Here is a 14137-nt window from a genome sequence, read left to right on the forward strand (position 1 = left end):
GGCGCCCATGTCCCATCTCCGCCTGCCGGCGCTGGTCGCGCTGGCCCTCTCGGTCACGCTGACCCTCCCCGCACTCGGGCAGGCGGCGTCCAAGCACCACGGCAAGCCCAAGAAGCCGGCCCAGCAGCTCTACGTGTCGCTGGGCGACTCCTACGCCGTCGGCTACCAGCCGACCGCGCCGAAGGTCGGCTCGACCACGACGAACGGCTACGCCAACCAGCTGCTGCCGCTGGCCAAGAAGAAGGGCTACGACTACAAGCTGGTCAACTTCGGCTGCGGCGGGGCGACGACGGTGTCGATCCTCAACACGCCCGGCTGCAAGCCCGAGGCGCGGGCCATCGGCGGCCCGGCCTACACGGTCCCGCAGGCCGACGCCGCGGTGTCCTACATCAAGGCGCATCGCAAGCAGGTCGGGCTGATCACGGTGTCGATCGGCGGCAACGACGTGACCTCATGCGCCGCCGCGGCGGATCCGATCCCCTGCGTCAGCACGGCGACCACGTCGATCAAGACGAACGTCACCGACCTGGTCAAGCGCCTGCGCGCGGCGGCCGGCCCGAAGGCCCGGGTCGTCGGCATCACCTATCCCGACGTGATCCTCGGCGACTACGTGCTGGGCAACCCGCAGCTGGCGTCGCTGTCCGTCGTCGCCTTCCAGTCGCTGATCAACCCCGCCCTGAAGGACGCCTACACGGCGGGCCAGGGCCAGTTCGTCGACGTGACCGCCGCCACGGGCGCGTACACGCCGTTCGATCAGACGACGGAGCTCGCGCCCTACGGCACGGTGCCGGTCGCCGTGGCGCAGGTCTGCCAGCTGACGTACTTCTGCGAGTTCCAGGACATCCACGCCCGCACGCCCGGCTACGCGCAGATCGCGGAGCTGATCGTGGGGACGCTGCCCGCGAAGTAGCGGGCGCTCAGCCGGCGGCAGCAGCGGCCGCGACGGCCAGTTGGTCGGCGCGGTCGTTGCGCACCTTGTGCGCGTGCTCGGTGCCGGTCTCGTGGCCCTTGACCCAGTGCCAGCGGACCGTGTGGCGGGCGATCTGGGCCTCGAGCGCCATCACCAGGTCCTGGTTCTTGACCGGGTCGCCGCCGGAGGTCTTCCAGCCCTTCTTCTTCCAGCCGACGATCCACTTGGTCATCGAGTCGAGCATCAGGCGCGAGTCGGTCACGATGCACACGCTGGTGCCGTCGGGCAGCGCGCGCAGGCCCTCGATCGCCGCCATGTACTCCATGCGGTTGTTCGTCGTGTGGGCCTCGCCGCCGGACAGCTCGATGTCGTCGCCGCCGGTCGCGGGCACGACGATCGCCGCCCAGCCGCCGGGGCCCGGGTTGCCGCGGCAGGCCCCGTCGGTCCACACGACCGCCTCTCCGGGGCGCGCCTCCAGGGGCTGCTCCGGGCGGGCGGGACGACGGTTGCGGCGGTATGGCGTGGAGGCAGGCATCGGGCGACGATGGTAAGAACCTCGCCGGATGGCCAGCGACTACCCCTACGTGCAGGCGATCCCCACGCGCTGGCACGACAACGACATCTACGGGCACGTCAACAACGTCGACTACTACGCGTTCTTCGACACCGTCATCAACACGTACCTGATCCGGGTCGGGGGCCTGGACATCGCCGCGGGGCCGGTGATCGGGCTGTGCGCGGAGTCGCACTGCACCTACCGGGCGTCGTTCACGTTCCCGGAGACGGTCACCGCCGGCCTGCGCGTCGGCGAGCTGCGCACGCGCGCCGTGCGCTACGAGATCGGCCTGTTCGGCGAGGAGACGCCCGACGAGCCCGCTGCCGAGGGCTGGTTCGTGCACGTGTTCGTCGACCGCACGACGCGCAAGCCCGTCCCCATCCCCGAGCCGCTGCGCGCGGCGCTCGAGAAGCTCACCTAGCCCCGCGCCGTTGTCGCCTCGGGCCCGGATACCGGGCTCGAGCGGACAACGGCCGGGTGGTCAGCGCAGGACGTCGGAGCCCGAGCGGGCCAGCGTCAGCCAGGCGGTCGGCGCCGCGGCCTGCCACAGGTGGTAGTCGCCGGCCGGGTTGCCGACCAGGTCGCGGTCGGCGTGCAGCAGCATCCCGCCCGGCGCGGTCAGCGCGGCCCAGCGATCGGCGCTGTCGTCCAGCGCGTTGACGTCCTGGCCGAGCGCGGCCTTGGCCATGCGCATCTGCAGCGTGCCCTCCATCCACAGGACGTCGGGTCCCCAGCCCTCGGCGTAGGGCTTGTAGCCGGTGAACGCGCCCGCGCCCGCGCGGCCGTCGACCCGCCGGTCGTCCACCCGCAGCGTGGCGTCGGCCGTGGCGGCGACGGCGACCGCGTCGGCCTGGCGCCCCTGGCCGATCAGCCACTGGATGCCCATCGCCTGCGCGTCGACCGGGTGGGCGCGGTCGTCCAGGCCCTGGCCGAAGAACGCGGAGCCCGCCGCTCCCGGGATGAACAGCTCGCGGTTGATCCCCTCGTCCAGGCCGGTCACGGCCGCGCTGACCTGCGTGCGCAGCGCCGCGGTCAGACCGTCCACCGGCACCGTGCAGGACGCGCGACCGGCGGCCATGTCGTCCAGGCGGGCGAAGAACGCGCGCGCCTCGAGGTTGTGCTCGGTCGAGACCCAGTTGACGTCCGGTCCGCCGACGAGCAGGCCGCGGGCCGGCGACGCCGGTGAGCTGACCCGCCGCTCCAGCAGCCAGCGCGCGACCCCGACGATCACGGCGTCGTAGCGGCGCGTGCAGGTGGTCAGCCGGTACTCGCTGGCCGCCAGCCCCACCCAGGCGATGCCGCCCGTGCGCAGCAGGCTGTCGGCGTTGGTGCCGTCGGCCGCGTAGGAGGAGGAGAAGCCGCCGTCGGAGCGTTGCACGCGGGCCAGCGCGTCGAGCACCTTGCGGGCGCTGGCGGCCTGGTCGGTCGCGGCCAGCGCCGTGGCGGTCACCGCGGAGTCGTAGGTCCAGGCGCGCCCGTTGAGCGCCGCCGCGCCATCTCCGGCGGGGACCACGTAGGAGACGACCAGCCCGCCGCTCGCCGCCGCTGCCGTCGAGGCCCCCGCGCCGAGCGCGAGAGCCATCACGAGTGCAACAAGCCAGACACGCATCCTGACTCCCATCGACCGATGCACCGCATCCCTGACCAAGCCTCCCCAGGCACTGGACTGATGTCCGGCCACAGCGTCCCATGCGACGCAAGTGCGTATGGTTCGAGGTCGGATGTCCGCAGGCCCAACCGCATCGAACATCCTGCTCGTGGAGGATGACGAGATCCTCGCCGGCGTCGTCCAAGAGCTCTTGGGCGAGCTCGGCGCGGTCCACTGGACCGCCCAGGCCGAGGAGGCGATCGCGCGCGTCTCGACGCAGCGCTACGACCTCGTCGTCTCCGACATCCAGCTGCCGGGGATGAACGGCATCGACTTCGTGCGCACGCTGACCGAGCGCCAGCCCGAGCTGGCGACGCTGATCCTGTCGGCCGCCGCCAGCTTCGACTCCGCCGTGCAGGCGCTGCGCGCCGGCGCCGACGACTACATGGCCAAGCCGGTGGACCCCGTGCAGCTGCTGGCCAAGGCCCGCGAGCTGATCCAGCTGACCCGCGATCGCCGGGCCAAGAGCGCCCAGATCGTGCTGGCCGTCGGCGCGCATCCCGACGACGTCGAGATCGGCGTCGGCGGCATCCTCGCGCGCCACGTGGCCGAGGGCCACGAGGTGACGATCCTGACGCTCAGCGGCGGCGAGCAGGGCGGCGTCGCGGCCGAGCGCGCCGACGAGTCCGTGCGGGCCGCCGAGATCCTGGGCTGCCGCCTCGTCCACGCCGACCTGACCGACACATCGGTCAGCGAGGGCGGCGAGACGATCACGACGATCAAGCGCGTGATCGACGAGATCCACCCCCAGACCGTCTACACGCACACCGCCCGCGACGTCCACCAGGACCACCGCAACGTGCACAGCGCGACGCTCGTCGCGGCCCGCGGCATCCCCCGCGTCTACTGCTACCAGGCGCCGTCGACCACGGTCGAGTTCCACCCGACCCGCTACGTGGCCATCGACGAGTACCTCGATCGCAAGATGGACGCGATCGCCGCGTTCGGCTCGCAGACCGCGGTGCGCGCCTACCTCGATCCCGAGCTGCTGCGCGCGACCGCGCGCTACTGGGCCCGGTTCACCACCGCCCGGTACGTCGAGCCGCTCGAGACGATCCGCGAGAGCGACATCTCCACGCCCGTCCCCTCGACATCACAGGTGGCCACCGATGCCTGACCAGCCCCGCATCCTCGTCACGGGAGCCGGCGGTCCCTCCGGCATCACCATCCTGCGCGACATGGTCGACGAGCCGGTGACGATGCTCGCCGGCGACCTCGACCCCTACGCGGCCGGGCTGTACCTGGTCGGCGCCGACGAGCGCTCGCTGCTGCCCCGCGGCGACGATCCCGCGTTCGCGCCCACGCTGCTGGCCCTGTGCCAGCGCTGGTCGGTCGACGTGGTCATCCCGACGGTCGACACCGAGCTGCTGCCCGTGGCCCGCATGCGCGAGCAGTTCGCCGCCGCCGGGACGACGACCGTCGTGGCCAGCGTCGAGACGCTCGAGGCCTGCCTGGACAAGGCCGTGCTGGCGCGCCTGTGCGACCCGCTGGTGCGCGTGCCCAAGACGACGATCGTCGACGACGACTTCGACGCCTCCACGGTCCCGCTGCCGGTGATCGTCAAGCCGCGCTCCGGCTCGGGCTCGCGCGGCATCCGCCTGGTCGAGCGCGTCGAGGAGCTCGAGGCGCTGGAGCGCGACGCCACGCTGCTCGTGCAGGAGCACCTCCCCGGTCCCGAGTTCTCCCTGGACGTGATCGCCCGCGCCGACGGCCACGTCGCCGGCGTCGTCCCGCGCGAGCGGCTGAAGGTCGACTCCGGCATCGCCGTGACCGGCCGCACGCTGCACGACGACGGCCTGGAGACGTTCGCCCGCAAGGTGGCCGAGGCGATCGGCCTGACCACCGTGGCCAACGTGCAGGTCAAGCAGGACGCCAGCGGGGACCCCGCGCTGCTGGAGGTCAACCCCCGCTTCCCGGGGACGATGCCGCTGACCATCGCCGCCGGCATCGACATGCCCAAGCTGGCCATCGGCGAGGCGCTGGGGACGCCGATCCCCGACGGCCCGATGCCCTTCGAGGACATCGCGATGGTGCGCTACTTCGAGCAGCGCTTCTTCCCGTTCGACGACATCTCGTCCCTGCAGCGCACCGCGGCGCAGATCTCCGCCTAGAGCGGCGTCCTACCCTCCAAGGGATGGCTTCCGTGCTTCCCACCGAGCCGGTCCGCATGGACATGCAGGTCCATTCGACCTTCTCCGACGGCGCCGACACGGTCGAGTCCAACGTGCGCGCCGCCGAGGCGATCGGCCTGACGGCGATGACGTGCGTCGACCACGTCCGCGAGACGACGGACTGGCTGCCCGCCTACGTGGCCGAGGTGCGGCGCGTGCGCGAGCTGACCGACGTGACGCTGACGATCGGCATCGAGGCCAAGCTGCTGGACACCACCGGCCGCCTGGACATGCCCGCCGAGCTGCCCGAGGGCATCGAGGTGATCTACGCCGCCGACCACCAGGTGGCGATGCCCGGCGGCGTGCAGCACCCCGACGCCGTGCGCGACGCGCTGGCCGCCGGCGACCTCAGCCCCGACGAGGTCTTCAGCGCGCTGATCACCTCCACCCGCGAGTGCCTGGACGACCCGCGCCCGATCGTCATCGCGCACTTCCTGTCGATCCTGCCCAAGCTCGGGCTCCACCAGGCCGACGCCCCGCTGGACCAGATCGAGGTCCTGGCCGAGGAGTGCGCCCGCACCGGCCAGCGCATCGAGGTCAACGAGCGCTACTCCACCCCCACAGCCCGCACGCTGCGCCCGTTCATCGCGCGCGACGTGCCGCTGCTCGTCTCCACCGACAGCCACCGCGCCGACTCGATCGGCCGCTACGACCACTGCCTCCAGGTCCTGCGCGAGCTGTCGGTCGGCGTCTGAGCTGCCGATCACCTCGGACGAATGGGCGTCGTCCACGCGATCCTGGTGTTCTTCGTCATCGCCGGCGCGATGCCGCTGGTGGCCGGCTGCTACCAGTTCCTGCTGGCCGGGTTCAGCGGCTTCAAGAAGGGTTGGGGTCCGGCACCTGACGGGCTGGACCCGCGCGTCGCGGTGATCGTCCCCGCCTGGAACGAGGGCGCGGTCATCGGCCGCACGATCGACACGCTGTGCGGCCTGGACTACGAGCCCGACCGGCTGCGCGTCTACGTCGTCGACGACGCCTCCACCGACGAGACGCCCGACGTCGTCCAGGCCAAGGCCGCGCAGTACCCGGGCCGGGTGTTCCACCTGCGCCGCGAGAACGGCGGCCAGGGCAAGGCGCACACGATCAACCACGGGCTGATCACGATCCAGGCCGAGGACTGGTACGAGGCCGTGCTGGTGATCGACGCCGACGTGATCTTCACCAAGCAGTCGCTGCGCCGGATGGTGCGCCACCTGACCCGGCCCAAGGTCGGCGCCGTGACCGCCTACATCAAGGAGGGCTCGCGGCCGGCCAACTGGATGAACCGGTTCATCTCCTACGAGTACGTCAACGCGCAGGCCGGCGCGCGGCGGGCCTTCAACGTGCTCGGCGCGCAGGCCTGCCTGGCCGGTGGCGCGCAGCTGATCCGCCGCGACTCGCTGGAGGCGATCGGCGGCGTGATCGACACCTCGTCGCTGGCCGAGGACACGTTCACCACGCTGAACATCCAGCTGTCGGGGCGCACGGTGGTGTTCGAGCCGCACGCGATCGTCTGGGCCGAGGAGCCCAAGGACATCAACGGCCTGTGGAAGCAGCGGCTGCGCTGGGGCCGCGGCAACGTGCAGGTCACCCTGCGCTACCGGCGCATCTGGCTGCGGCGTTGGAAGGTCGGGCGCCTGGGCAGCCCGTCGTTCGCGCTGATCTGGTTCTCCGTCTTCCTGATGCCGGCGTTCATGGTCACGTCGTCAATCGCGCTGCTCGTGCTCTACGCGATCGACCGCGACTTCTCGATCGGCGTGTTCCAGGCGTTGTGGTTCATCAACCTGGCCACGTACCTGTTCATCACGCTGATGTCGTTCTCGCTGGACCCGCCGGTGGCCCGCAGCGTGTGGCGCGAGGGCATCTGCTTCCCCGGCATCATCAGCCTCGGGATCATGGCCTACGCCGTCTACCCGTCGGTGGCCGGGCGCTACGCCGGCGACGGGATCCTCCTGTTCTCCTACGTGTGGCTGACGCTGTCGATGGTCGCCGCCTACGCCGTCAAGCGCCTGGAGAGCGTCCCGCTCGTCGGCCGGCTGGCCGCGCCGCTGCTGTACATCGTCGGCTACGGCCCGCTGCTGTGCGCGATCACGGCCAATGCGTACCTCAAGGAGCTTCAGGGCACCGAGATGGTGTGGGAGAAGACGGAGAAGACGGGGACCGTGTCCTCGGACCTGATCTAAGTCCGACGCCGGCGTACGAGATCCGGCCAGCGGGGAGCGAGGCGTCGCCCTCCGGCGCCGATACGACCTCGATGCCCGCCGTGACCACCCCCCTGCCCGCGTCCCTGCTCGAACAGGCCTTCGATGTGTCGGCGATCGGCCTGGCGCTGATCGACGCCACCGGCCACACGGTGCGCGTGAACCCCGCGCTGGCCGCGCTGCTCGGGCGCGACGAGGCGGAGATCCGCGCCCACGGGCTGCAGCAGGTGCTCGGCGAGGGCACCGCCTCGACCGCCGGCTCGGCGCTGATGCTGACCCGCGGCGACGGGAGCACCGTGCACCTGCGCGTCACGCTGGCGCCGCTGACCGGCGCCGACGGCGCGACCACCGGCGTCCTGGCCCAGCTGCACGACGTGGGCGACCGCGAGTCGGCGGCCGCCCGCGAGCGCGCGCTCCTGGCCGAGCTGGCCGAGGTCCGTGCCGGTGCGGCGCGCCAGCTGGCCGACGTGCGCCGCGTGGCCCAGGTGCAGCGCGCGCTGGGCGACGACGGCGACGTGCGTCAGGCCGTCTGCGACGCGGCGCTGGAGATCGGCGGCGCGCTGTGCGCCGTCCTGTTCGAGCGCGACGGCGACGAGTGGCTCCGCGGTAGCGCGACCGCCGGCCTGGGCGACATGAACATCGATCTGCGCGCCGATCAGGCGTCGGGCGTGGCCCAGGTGTTCGCCTCCGGCGAGCCGCTGTTCATCCCCGACGCGGCCGACCACCCGGCCGTCTCGAAGCTGATCGCCGCGCGCGTCGGCGCCCGCTCGGTGCACTACCAGCCGGTCCTGCACGACGGCCGCACGGTCGCGGTGCTGGTGATGGGCTGGACCGAGGTCGCGCAGGTTCCCTCGGCCCGCGTCGTCGCTGCCGCCGAGCTGCTGGCCGCGGACCTCGCCGTCGGCCTGCGCCGCTCCGACCATCTGGCGGCGTTGCAGGCCGCGACCACGATGGACCCGGCCACCGGCCTGCTCAACGACCGCGGCTGGGACGGCGCCCTGTACCTGCAGCTGGAGCGCAGCCGCCGCTCCGGCGAGGCGCTGACCGTCGCCCTGCTGGAGCTGGCGCCAGGCACGCAGCTGGCCGCCCGCGCGCAGGCCTGGCGGGCCGCGCTGCGCATCACCGACGCCGTCGCGCACCTGGGCGACGGTCGCGTCGCGGTGATGCTGCCCGGCTGCGACCTGCCGCAGGGCAGCGTCGTGCTCGAGCGCATGGAGCCGGGCGCGGTCAGCGGGCTGGTCGAGTGGACCGAGGGCGAGCCCGCGGCGGCGCTGATGGCCCGCGCCGACGCGCACCTGTACGAGTCGCTGGCCCGGCGCGCCGCCGGTCGGCTGACGGACCCAGCGCGTCTGGCCTCGGTCAACGCGCTGACCGCGGCCGGCGACCAGCCGCTGCTGCACGAGCTCGCGCAGGCGGCCGCCTCCGCGGTCGAGGCGGGCGCGGTCGCCGTCTCGCTGGTCGACGATCAGCGCCAGACGTTCCTGGGGCAGCACGGCATCGAGGGCTGGGCCGAGTACGGGACGCCGCTGGCGCACTCGTTCTGCCAGTACCCGACGGTCACCGGCCGGCCGTTCGTCGTGTCGGACTCGCGCGAGCATCCGCTGGTCGCCGACAGCCCGGCCGTCGAGGAGCTCGAGGCGATCGCCTACGCCGGTATCCCCTTGCGCGACGCGGACGGCAACGTCCTCGGTGCGCTGTGCGCGGTCGACCCGCACCCGCGCGTCTGGCAGGACGCCGACGTCGACGTGCTGGCTCGCTTCGCCGAGCTCGCTTCGGCGGAGCTGCAGCGCCTGCGCCGCGACGTCAGCTGAGCCGCCGCGCGCAGCTGGTGACGATCTTGTCCAGCACCGGGGGCAGCGTCGCGCCCTTCTGCTGATCGACCAGCGTGGCCAGCTCCGCCGGCGTGTCGTACTCGGGGTGCGTGACCGCCTCGTCGGCGATGCAGCGACACAGCTGGGCGTCCAGCGCGTCCGTGCCACCCTCGCGGCAGGCGATCACCAGCTGCTGCTTGGCGTCGTCCAGCGAGACGCCGTCGCTGCCGCCGCCGCCACATCCGGCCAGGACGGCGAGCGCGCACAGCGAGGCCGCGAGGGCGAGCCTCACCGCAGGGTGGACCAGGCGAGGATGACCGCCACGACGACCAGGAGTATGAGGATCTCGCGGACGAACAGCCGGCGCTCGTAGCGCGCGTCGGAGCGCAGCTCGGGCTCCAGCGGCAGCAGGCCGGTCTCGGTGGCCGGCACGACGTCGGTGCTGGCCACCGCGACGTCGTCGTCGAGCCCCTCGACGACGGAGAGCGTCACGAACGACGGGTGTGCGTCGTCGTGCAGCACCTCCTGGTCGGCCGCGACCAGGCGCGTCGACGTGGCCGGGTCCTCCCCCGTGCCGGCGTTGCGCGCGTAGCGCGGGTGCGCGCCGCTGGAGACCTGCACGCGCACCCGGTGGCCGCGACCGAAGCGGTACGCGGTCGGCCACAGGTCGACGGTCACCCGGCGGGTGCCGTCGGGCTCGGCCGCCGGTGCGCCGGGGAGCAGGCGCACGAGCGCGTCGCACACGTTCAGCGACGGGCCGGAGGGCAGCACGTCGCACACGCGCACGAACAGGTCGGTGTGCTCCAGGCTGGAGCGCAGGTGGATCTCGGCCGTCACCGGGCCGATCGCCGTCACGTCGCGCTCCAGCGGGGCGGTCGTGTAGGTCAGGACGTCGTCGCGCGCCTCCAGCGGGCGGTTGTCGACGACGGGCGCGCGGGCCAGCAGCACGGGCCCGCCCAGCGCCGGCGTCGGGTTGGCCGGGTCGTAGCGGTAGGCGTCGGGGCGCGCGCCGGGCGGCGGCGGCGCCGCGTCCAGGCCACCGCCGGGCTGCAGGTGCAGGCGCCAACCGCGCGCCTCGGCCGGCGGCCACTGCCGCAGCTCGCGCCAGCGGTCCTCACCGCCGACCCACACGCGCACGGGCGCCGGGCTGACCATCCGCTCGTCGCCCAGCAGGTGCGCGCGCAGCCAGCCCAGGCCCTCGCGCGTGCTCGTGTTCAGCAGGCCCGTCGACGTGTGCGCCCACGGTCCGACGATCAGCTGGGTCTGGCGCCCCTGGCCGACCAGCGCGGCGTGGTCGGCCAGCATCCAGGGCAGGAAGATGTCGTACCAGCCGCCGATCAGCTGGGTCGGCGCGGTCACGCGGCCCACGTCGGCGGAGTAGTTGCGTGTGGCCCAGTACGGCTCGTCCGGCGCGGTCTGCGCGAACCACTCGCGGTAGAACGGCAGCTCCTCGCCGGCCAGCAGCGCGTCGATCTCCCCCAGCGGCAGCTCGTCCAGCAGCTTGGGCAGCGTGCGGGTCAGGCCCAGCGCCATGCGCGGCAACGCCGCGCGGCGCTCCTGCGCGGCGATGATGAACGTCCACGAGAGCGCGGTGTCCAGCGAGATGGCGCCGCCCGCGTAGGCCTGCGAGTGGAACTCCGACGCGGTGATCGACGGGGCCAGCGCGCCGAGCGCGTCGCCGGCCTCTCCGGCGATCGCCCACTGCACGAGCCCCATGTAGGACGAGCCGATCATGCCGATCGGCCCCTCGCACCAGGGCTGGGCCTGCAGCCAGCGCAGCGTGGCCAGGCCGTCGGCACGCTCGTCGAACGGCGCGAACGTGCCGCCGGAGCCGAACGTGCCGCGGACCGACTGCACCACGACCTGGAAGCCGCGCTCGGCGATCAGGCGCCCGTAGACCAGGCCGAAGAACGAGTGGCGCCCGTACGGCGTGCGCACGAGCACGACGGGCGGCATCCCGCTGTCCCGCGGGACGTAGCGGTCGGCCAGCAGGACGACGCCGTCGTCCATCACGGCCTCGAGATCGCGCGCGACGTCGACCTCGCGCGTGTACGGCTCGGGCAGGCCCATCGACCGCCCGACGATCTCGCTCAGCAACGTCACACGGGACATTCTCCCAGCGTGTGTCGCATCAGCGGCTCACTGGTCGTTGATGCGGTCCTCGTTGAAGGTCGGGTCGTCGCCGCCCTCGATGATCTCCTGGGGCTCGGTCTCGCCGACCTCGTCCAGCTCGCCGGTCTCGTCGATGGCGTCGTCGTCCCACTCGGGGCCGTCGGGGTTGCGTGGATCGTCCATGCCCGGAGGTCTACCCGAAATCGGGCGCTATCCCGTGTTGCGCATGCCGGCGGCGATGCCGTTGATCGTCAGCAGCAGCGCGCCCTCGGCGTTCTCGTCGCCGCCCCGCGCCCGGCGCAGGAGCGCGACCTGCATGTGGCTGAGCGGGTCGATCCAGGGGTTGCGGTGCTGCAGGCGCTCCAGCAGCGCCGGCGCGTTGAACAGCAGCGTCGGCGTCTGCCAGATGTCCAGCACGGAGTCGACCACGCGCGCGTGCTCGGCCTCGATCACCGGCCACAGCTCCCGGGCCGGGTTGTCGCCCAGCAGCGCCAGGTAGCGCTCGGCCACGCCCAGATCGGACTTGTACAGCGACATCTCCAGCGTCTGGCAGAGCATCCGGAAGAACGGCCACTTCTGCACCATCTCGCGCTGCAGCTCGCGGTCGCCCTCCTGCAACGCGGTGCCGGCGCCGTACCAGGCGGGCAGCAGCAGCCGGTTCTGCATCCAGGCGAACACCCAGGGGATCGCCCACAGCTCGTCCAGCGACTTCGACGCGCTGCGGGCCGACGGGCGCGAGCCGATGTTCATCTGCGTCAGCGCGTCCAGCGGCGAGGCCAGGTTGAGCAGGGCCTCGAAGCGATCGTCGTCGTAGATCAGCGCGCGGTAGGCCTCGCGGGAGCGGTCGGCCAGGCGCTGCAGCTCGGCCCGGTAGCGCTCGGGCACGTCGCCGTCGCGGTTCAGCGTGGCCAGGATCACGCCCGACAGCGTCTGCTCCAGCGAGCGGATGGCCAGCTCGGGGTGCGAGTAGCGCTGCGAGATGACCTCGCCCTGCTCGGTGATGCGGATCCGGCCGCGGATCGAGCCGGCGGGCTGGGCCAGGATCGCCCGGTGGGCGGGCGCGCCCCCGCGCGACGTCGAGCCGCCGCGGCCGTGGAAGAAGCGCAGGGCGATCCCGCGTTCGTCGGCGTCGGCGGTCAGCCGCTCCTGGGCCCGGAACAGCTCCCACTGGCTGGCCACGAACCCACCGTCCTTGGCCGAGTCGGAGTAGCCGAGCATGATCTCCTGGCGGCGGTCGAGCAGCTCCAGCTGGGCGGCGTAGTCCTGGTGCTCGTACAGCGCGTCCATCGTCTCCTTCGCGCGCTCCAGGTCGGGGACCGTCTCGAACAGCGGGACGATCGGCAGCGTCTCCAGGTCCCCCACGCCGACACCGGCCCGGCGCAGCATCGTGAGCGCGTTGAGCACGTCGGCCGGCGCCTCGACCATCGAGATGATCACGCTGCCCAGCGCGCGGGGGCCGTGCTTGCGCAGCCCTTCGGCCACCGCCTCGAAGGCCGGCGGCAGCTCGTCAGCCTCGATCGCCGCGCGCAGGTCGCGGCTGTTGAGGCGCACGTCGAGCGCGGCCAGGTGGAACCCGAACGTGCGCACCTGGGTGATCAGGCGGGCGATCGCGCCGTCGGCCACGCGGCTGGACGCGGTCGACCGGCGGATGCGCTCCAGGTCGGCCTCCAGCTGCGCGGGGCTGGTGTAGGCGTGATCGCGGTTGCGGATCGCCGCGTTCAGGCGCGCGGAGATGAAGCTCAGCTCGCGCCGGAACGGCTCGTGCTGGTTGGGGCGCTCGGCGGCGATGTCGGGCAGCTCACGCGAGTCCTCGACCAGCTGCGCGGTCAGCTCGGGCGTCACGAACAGGCGGTCGTCGGCCTGGGAGAACTGCTCGGCCAGGCGCTCGACGCGCCCGCGCAGCAGGCCCAGGGCGGTCAGGCGGTGCAGCTCCAGCGTGCGCAGGACCGCGTCGGGCGTGACCTCCGGGTTGCCGTCCATGTCGCCGCCGGCCCAGCTGCCGAAGCGCACGCTCGGGTGCTCGGGCGGCCACGGGGTGTTGAACGTGCGCGCGACCTTCAGCTCGACCTCGGGGACGATGTCGAACAGGACCGACTCGAAGACGAACAGCGTGCGGCGCACCTCGTCCTCGACCAGCGGCCGCAGGCGGCGCACGGCGTCGGTCTGCCACCAGATCGTCAGCACCTCGCGCAGGCGGTCCTCGATCAGGGCGCGGCGGCTGCGACCCAGGCGCGGATCGCCGAGGCGCTCCATCGCGCGCTGCACCGCCTGCTGGTGGTTGAAGATCGACCGGCGCGTGGCCTCGGTCGGGTGCGCGGTCATGACCAGGCGCACGTCGAGCAGCTCGAGCGCCTCCTGCACGTCGGACCGCGAGCGCTGCCCGATCGTCGCCGCGGCGGCGGCCAGCGACTCGCGCTGGGGCGCGCTGGTGTCGGAGTCGTAGTGGCGGCGGCGGCGCAGGCGCTCGAGCTCCTCGGCGATGTTGGCCAGCTGCAGCTGCATCGAGCAGGCCCGCACGAAGGGCTCCAGCGCGTCGGCCCGCTGGCGCTCGATGAACGCGCCCAGCTGGTCCCCCGCGCCCTCGTCGCCGTCGCGCAGGCGGGCGGCGGTGTCGCGCAGCCAGAAGACGCGATCGCGGAAGGCGCGACCGGCCTGTTCCTCGAGCACGTCGCCCAGCAGCGACTCCAGTAGGGCAGTGTCGCGGTCCAGGGCGTCGCTCATTCGCCGACCATTGTCTCAGCTGGCCGGT

At 72.7% G+C, this 14137-nt stretch carries 13 protein-coding genes; 7 read left to right on the forward strand and 6 right to left on the reverse strand.

Annotated elements, in window-relative coordinates; all coding sequences use genetic code 11:
- The first annotated feature begins 7 nt into the window (after window positions 1-7).
- Window positions 8-910, forward strand: a complete 903-nt coding sequence (locus tag ACZ5UI_RS07710; protein WP_464195900.1) for a GDSL-type esterase/lipase family protein — start codon at window positions 8-10, stop codon at window positions 908-910.
- Between the two features lie 7 nt (window positions 911-917).
- Here the strand turns inward: ACZ5UI_RS07710 and rnhA are convergent, their stop codons facing one another.
- Window positions 918-1445: a ribonuclease HI gene (rnhA, locus tag ACZ5UI_RS07715; protein ID WP_464195902.1), complete on the reverse strand. Its 528-nt coding sequence runs from the start codon at window positions 1443-1445 to the stop codon at window positions 918-920.
- Between the two features lie 28 nt (window positions 1446-1473).
- Here rnhA and ACZ5UI_RS07720 point away from each other — a divergent pair, with 28 nt between their 5' ends.
- Entirely contained in the window at window positions 1474-1887 is a 414-nt protein-coding gene (locus ACZ5UI_RS07720; RefSeq protein WP_464195904.1) for an acyl-CoA thioesterase, read from the forward strand.
- Window positions 1888-1947: 60 nt separating this feature from the next.
- On the opposite strand, the gene ACZ5UI_RS07725 is transcribed toward ACZ5UI_RS07720, so the two are convergent.
- Window positions 1948-3048 carry a hypothetical protein gene (locus tag ACZ5UI_RS07725; protein WP_464195906.1) on the reverse strand — a complete coding sequence of 367 codons (1101 nt, stop codon included), beginning with the start codon at window positions 3046-3048 and terminating at the stop codon, window positions 1948-1950.
- Between the two features lie 139 nt (window positions 3049-3187).
- On the opposite strand from ACZ5UI_RS07725, the gene ACZ5UI_RS07730 reads away from it, so the two are divergent.
- The 5 genes from ACZ5UI_RS07730 (at window position 3188) to ACZ5UI_RS07750 (ending at window position 9276) form a co-directional block, all read left to right on the forward strand.
- Window positions 3188-4231, forward strand: a complete 1044-nt coding sequence (locus ACZ5UI_RS07730) for a PIG-L family deacetylase (protein ID WP_464195908.1) — start codon at window positions 3188-3190, stop codon at window positions 4229-4231.
- The gene (locus tag ACZ5UI_RS07735; RefSeq protein WP_464195910.1) at window positions 4224-5225 is read left to right on the forward strand and encodes an ATP-grasp domain-containing protein; all 1002 of its coding nucleotides are present in this window, start codon (window positions 4224-4226) and stop codon (window positions 5223-5225) included. The genes ACZ5UI_RS07730 and ACZ5UI_RS07735 overlap by 8 nt, the downstream gene beginning before the upstream one ends.
- A 23-nt stretch (window positions 5226-5248) precedes the next feature.
- Window positions 5249-5980 (forward strand): PHP domain-containing protein, encoded by a 732-nt coding sequence (locus tag ACZ5UI_RS07740; RefSeq protein ID WP_464195912.1) that lies wholly within the window; start codon window positions 5249-5251, stop codon window positions 5978-5980.
- Between the two features lie 21 nt (window positions 5981-6001).
- Window positions 6002-7447: a glycosyltransferase family 2 protein gene (locus ACZ5UI_RS07745; RefSeq protein ID WP_464195914.1), complete on the forward strand. Its 1446-nt coding sequence runs from the start codon at window positions 6002-6004 to the stop codon at window positions 7445-7447.
- 80 nt (window positions 7448-7527) lie between these two features.
- Window positions 7528-9276: a GAF domain-containing protein gene (locus tag ACZ5UI_RS07750; protein ID WP_464195916.1), complete on the forward strand. Its 1749-nt coding sequence runs from the start codon at window positions 7528-7530 to the stop codon at window positions 9274-9276.
- Here ACZ5UI_RS07750 and ACZ5UI_RS07755 read toward each other — a convergent pair.
- Genes ACZ5UI_RS07755 through ACZ5UI_RS07770 form a run of 4 tightly spaced genes read right to left on the reverse strand, consistent with a single transcriptional unit; the run spans window position 9269 to window position 14109 of the window.
- Complete coding sequence (locus tag ACZ5UI_RS07755) at window positions 9269-9568, reverse strand: hypothetical protein (RefSeq protein WP_464195918.1); 300 nt, start codon at window positions 9566-9568, stop codon at window positions 9269-9271. The genes ACZ5UI_RS07750 and ACZ5UI_RS07755 overlap by 8 nt on opposite strands.
- Window positions 9565-11379 carry a CocE/NonD family hydrolase gene (locus tag ACZ5UI_RS07760; RefSeq protein ID WP_464195920.1) on the reverse strand — a complete coding sequence of 605 codons (1815 nt, stop codon included), beginning with the start codon at window positions 11377-11379 and terminating at the stop codon, window positions 9565-9567. Before ACZ5UI_RS07760 ends, ACZ5UI_RS07755 begins: the two co-directional genes overlap by 4 nt.
- Window positions 11380-11415: 36 nt before the next feature.
- Window positions 11416-11571, reverse strand: coding sequence for a hypothetical protein (locus ACZ5UI_RS07765; RefSeq protein WP_464195922.1), 156 nt, complete (start codon window positions 11569-11571; stop codon window positions 11416-11418).
- A gap of 27 nt (window positions 11572-11598) precedes the next feature.
- The gene (locus ACZ5UI_RS07770; RefSeq protein ID WP_464195924.1) at window positions 11599-14109 is read right to left on the reverse strand and encodes a phosphoenolpyruvate carboxylase; all 2511 of its coding nucleotides are present in this window, start codon (window positions 14107-14109) and stop codon (window positions 11599-11601) included.
- Between the last annotated feature and the right edge of the window lie 28 nt (window positions 14110-14137).

The sequence above is a fragment of the Conexibacter sp. JCM 18997 genome (assembly GCF_055391915.1).

Excerpts from the sequence above, each read along its gene's own strand:
- ACZ5UI_RS07710 (WP_464195900.1), top strand. The coding sequence starts at position 8 with ATGTCCCATCTCCGCCTGCCGGCGCTGGTCGCGCTGGCCCTCTCGGTC.
- rnhA (WP_464195902.1), bottom strand. The coding sequence starts at position 1,445 with ATGCCTGCCTCCACGCCATACCGCCGCAACCGTCGTCCCGCCCGCCCG.
- ACZ5UI_RS07720 (WP_464195904.1), top strand. The coding sequence starts at position 1,474 with ATGGCCAGCGACTACCCCTACGTGCAGGCGATCCCCACGCGCTGGCAC.
- ACZ5UI_RS07725 (WP_464195906.1), bottom strand. The coding sequence starts at position 3,048 with ATGGCTCTCGCGCTCGGCGCGGGGGCCTCGACGGCAGCGGCGGCGAGC.
- ACZ5UI_RS07730 (WP_464195908.1), top strand. The coding sequence starts at position 3,188 with ATGTCCGCAGGCCCAACCGCATCGAACATCCTGCTCGTGGAGGATGAC.
- ACZ5UI_RS07735 (WP_464195910.1), top strand. The coding sequence starts at position 4,224 with ATGCCTGACCAGCCCCGCATCCTCGTCACGGGAGCCGGCGGTCCCTCC.
- ACZ5UI_RS07740 (WP_464195912.1), top strand. The coding sequence starts at position 5,249 with ATGGCTTCCGTGCTTCCCACCGAGCCGGTCCGCATGGACATGCAGGTC.
- ACZ5UI_RS07745 (WP_464195914.1), top strand. The coding sequence starts at position 6,002 with ATGGGCGTCGTCCACGCGATCCTGGTGTTCTTCGTCATCGCCGGCGCG.
- ACZ5UI_RS07765 (WP_464195922.1), bottom strand. The coding sequence starts at position 11,571 with ATGGACGATCCACGCAACCCCGACGGCCCCGAGTGGGACGACGACGCC.
- ACZ5UI_RS07770 (WP_464195924.1), bottom strand. The coding sequence starts at position 14,109 with ATGAGCGACGCCCTGGACCGCGACACTGCCCTACTGGAGTCGCTGCTG.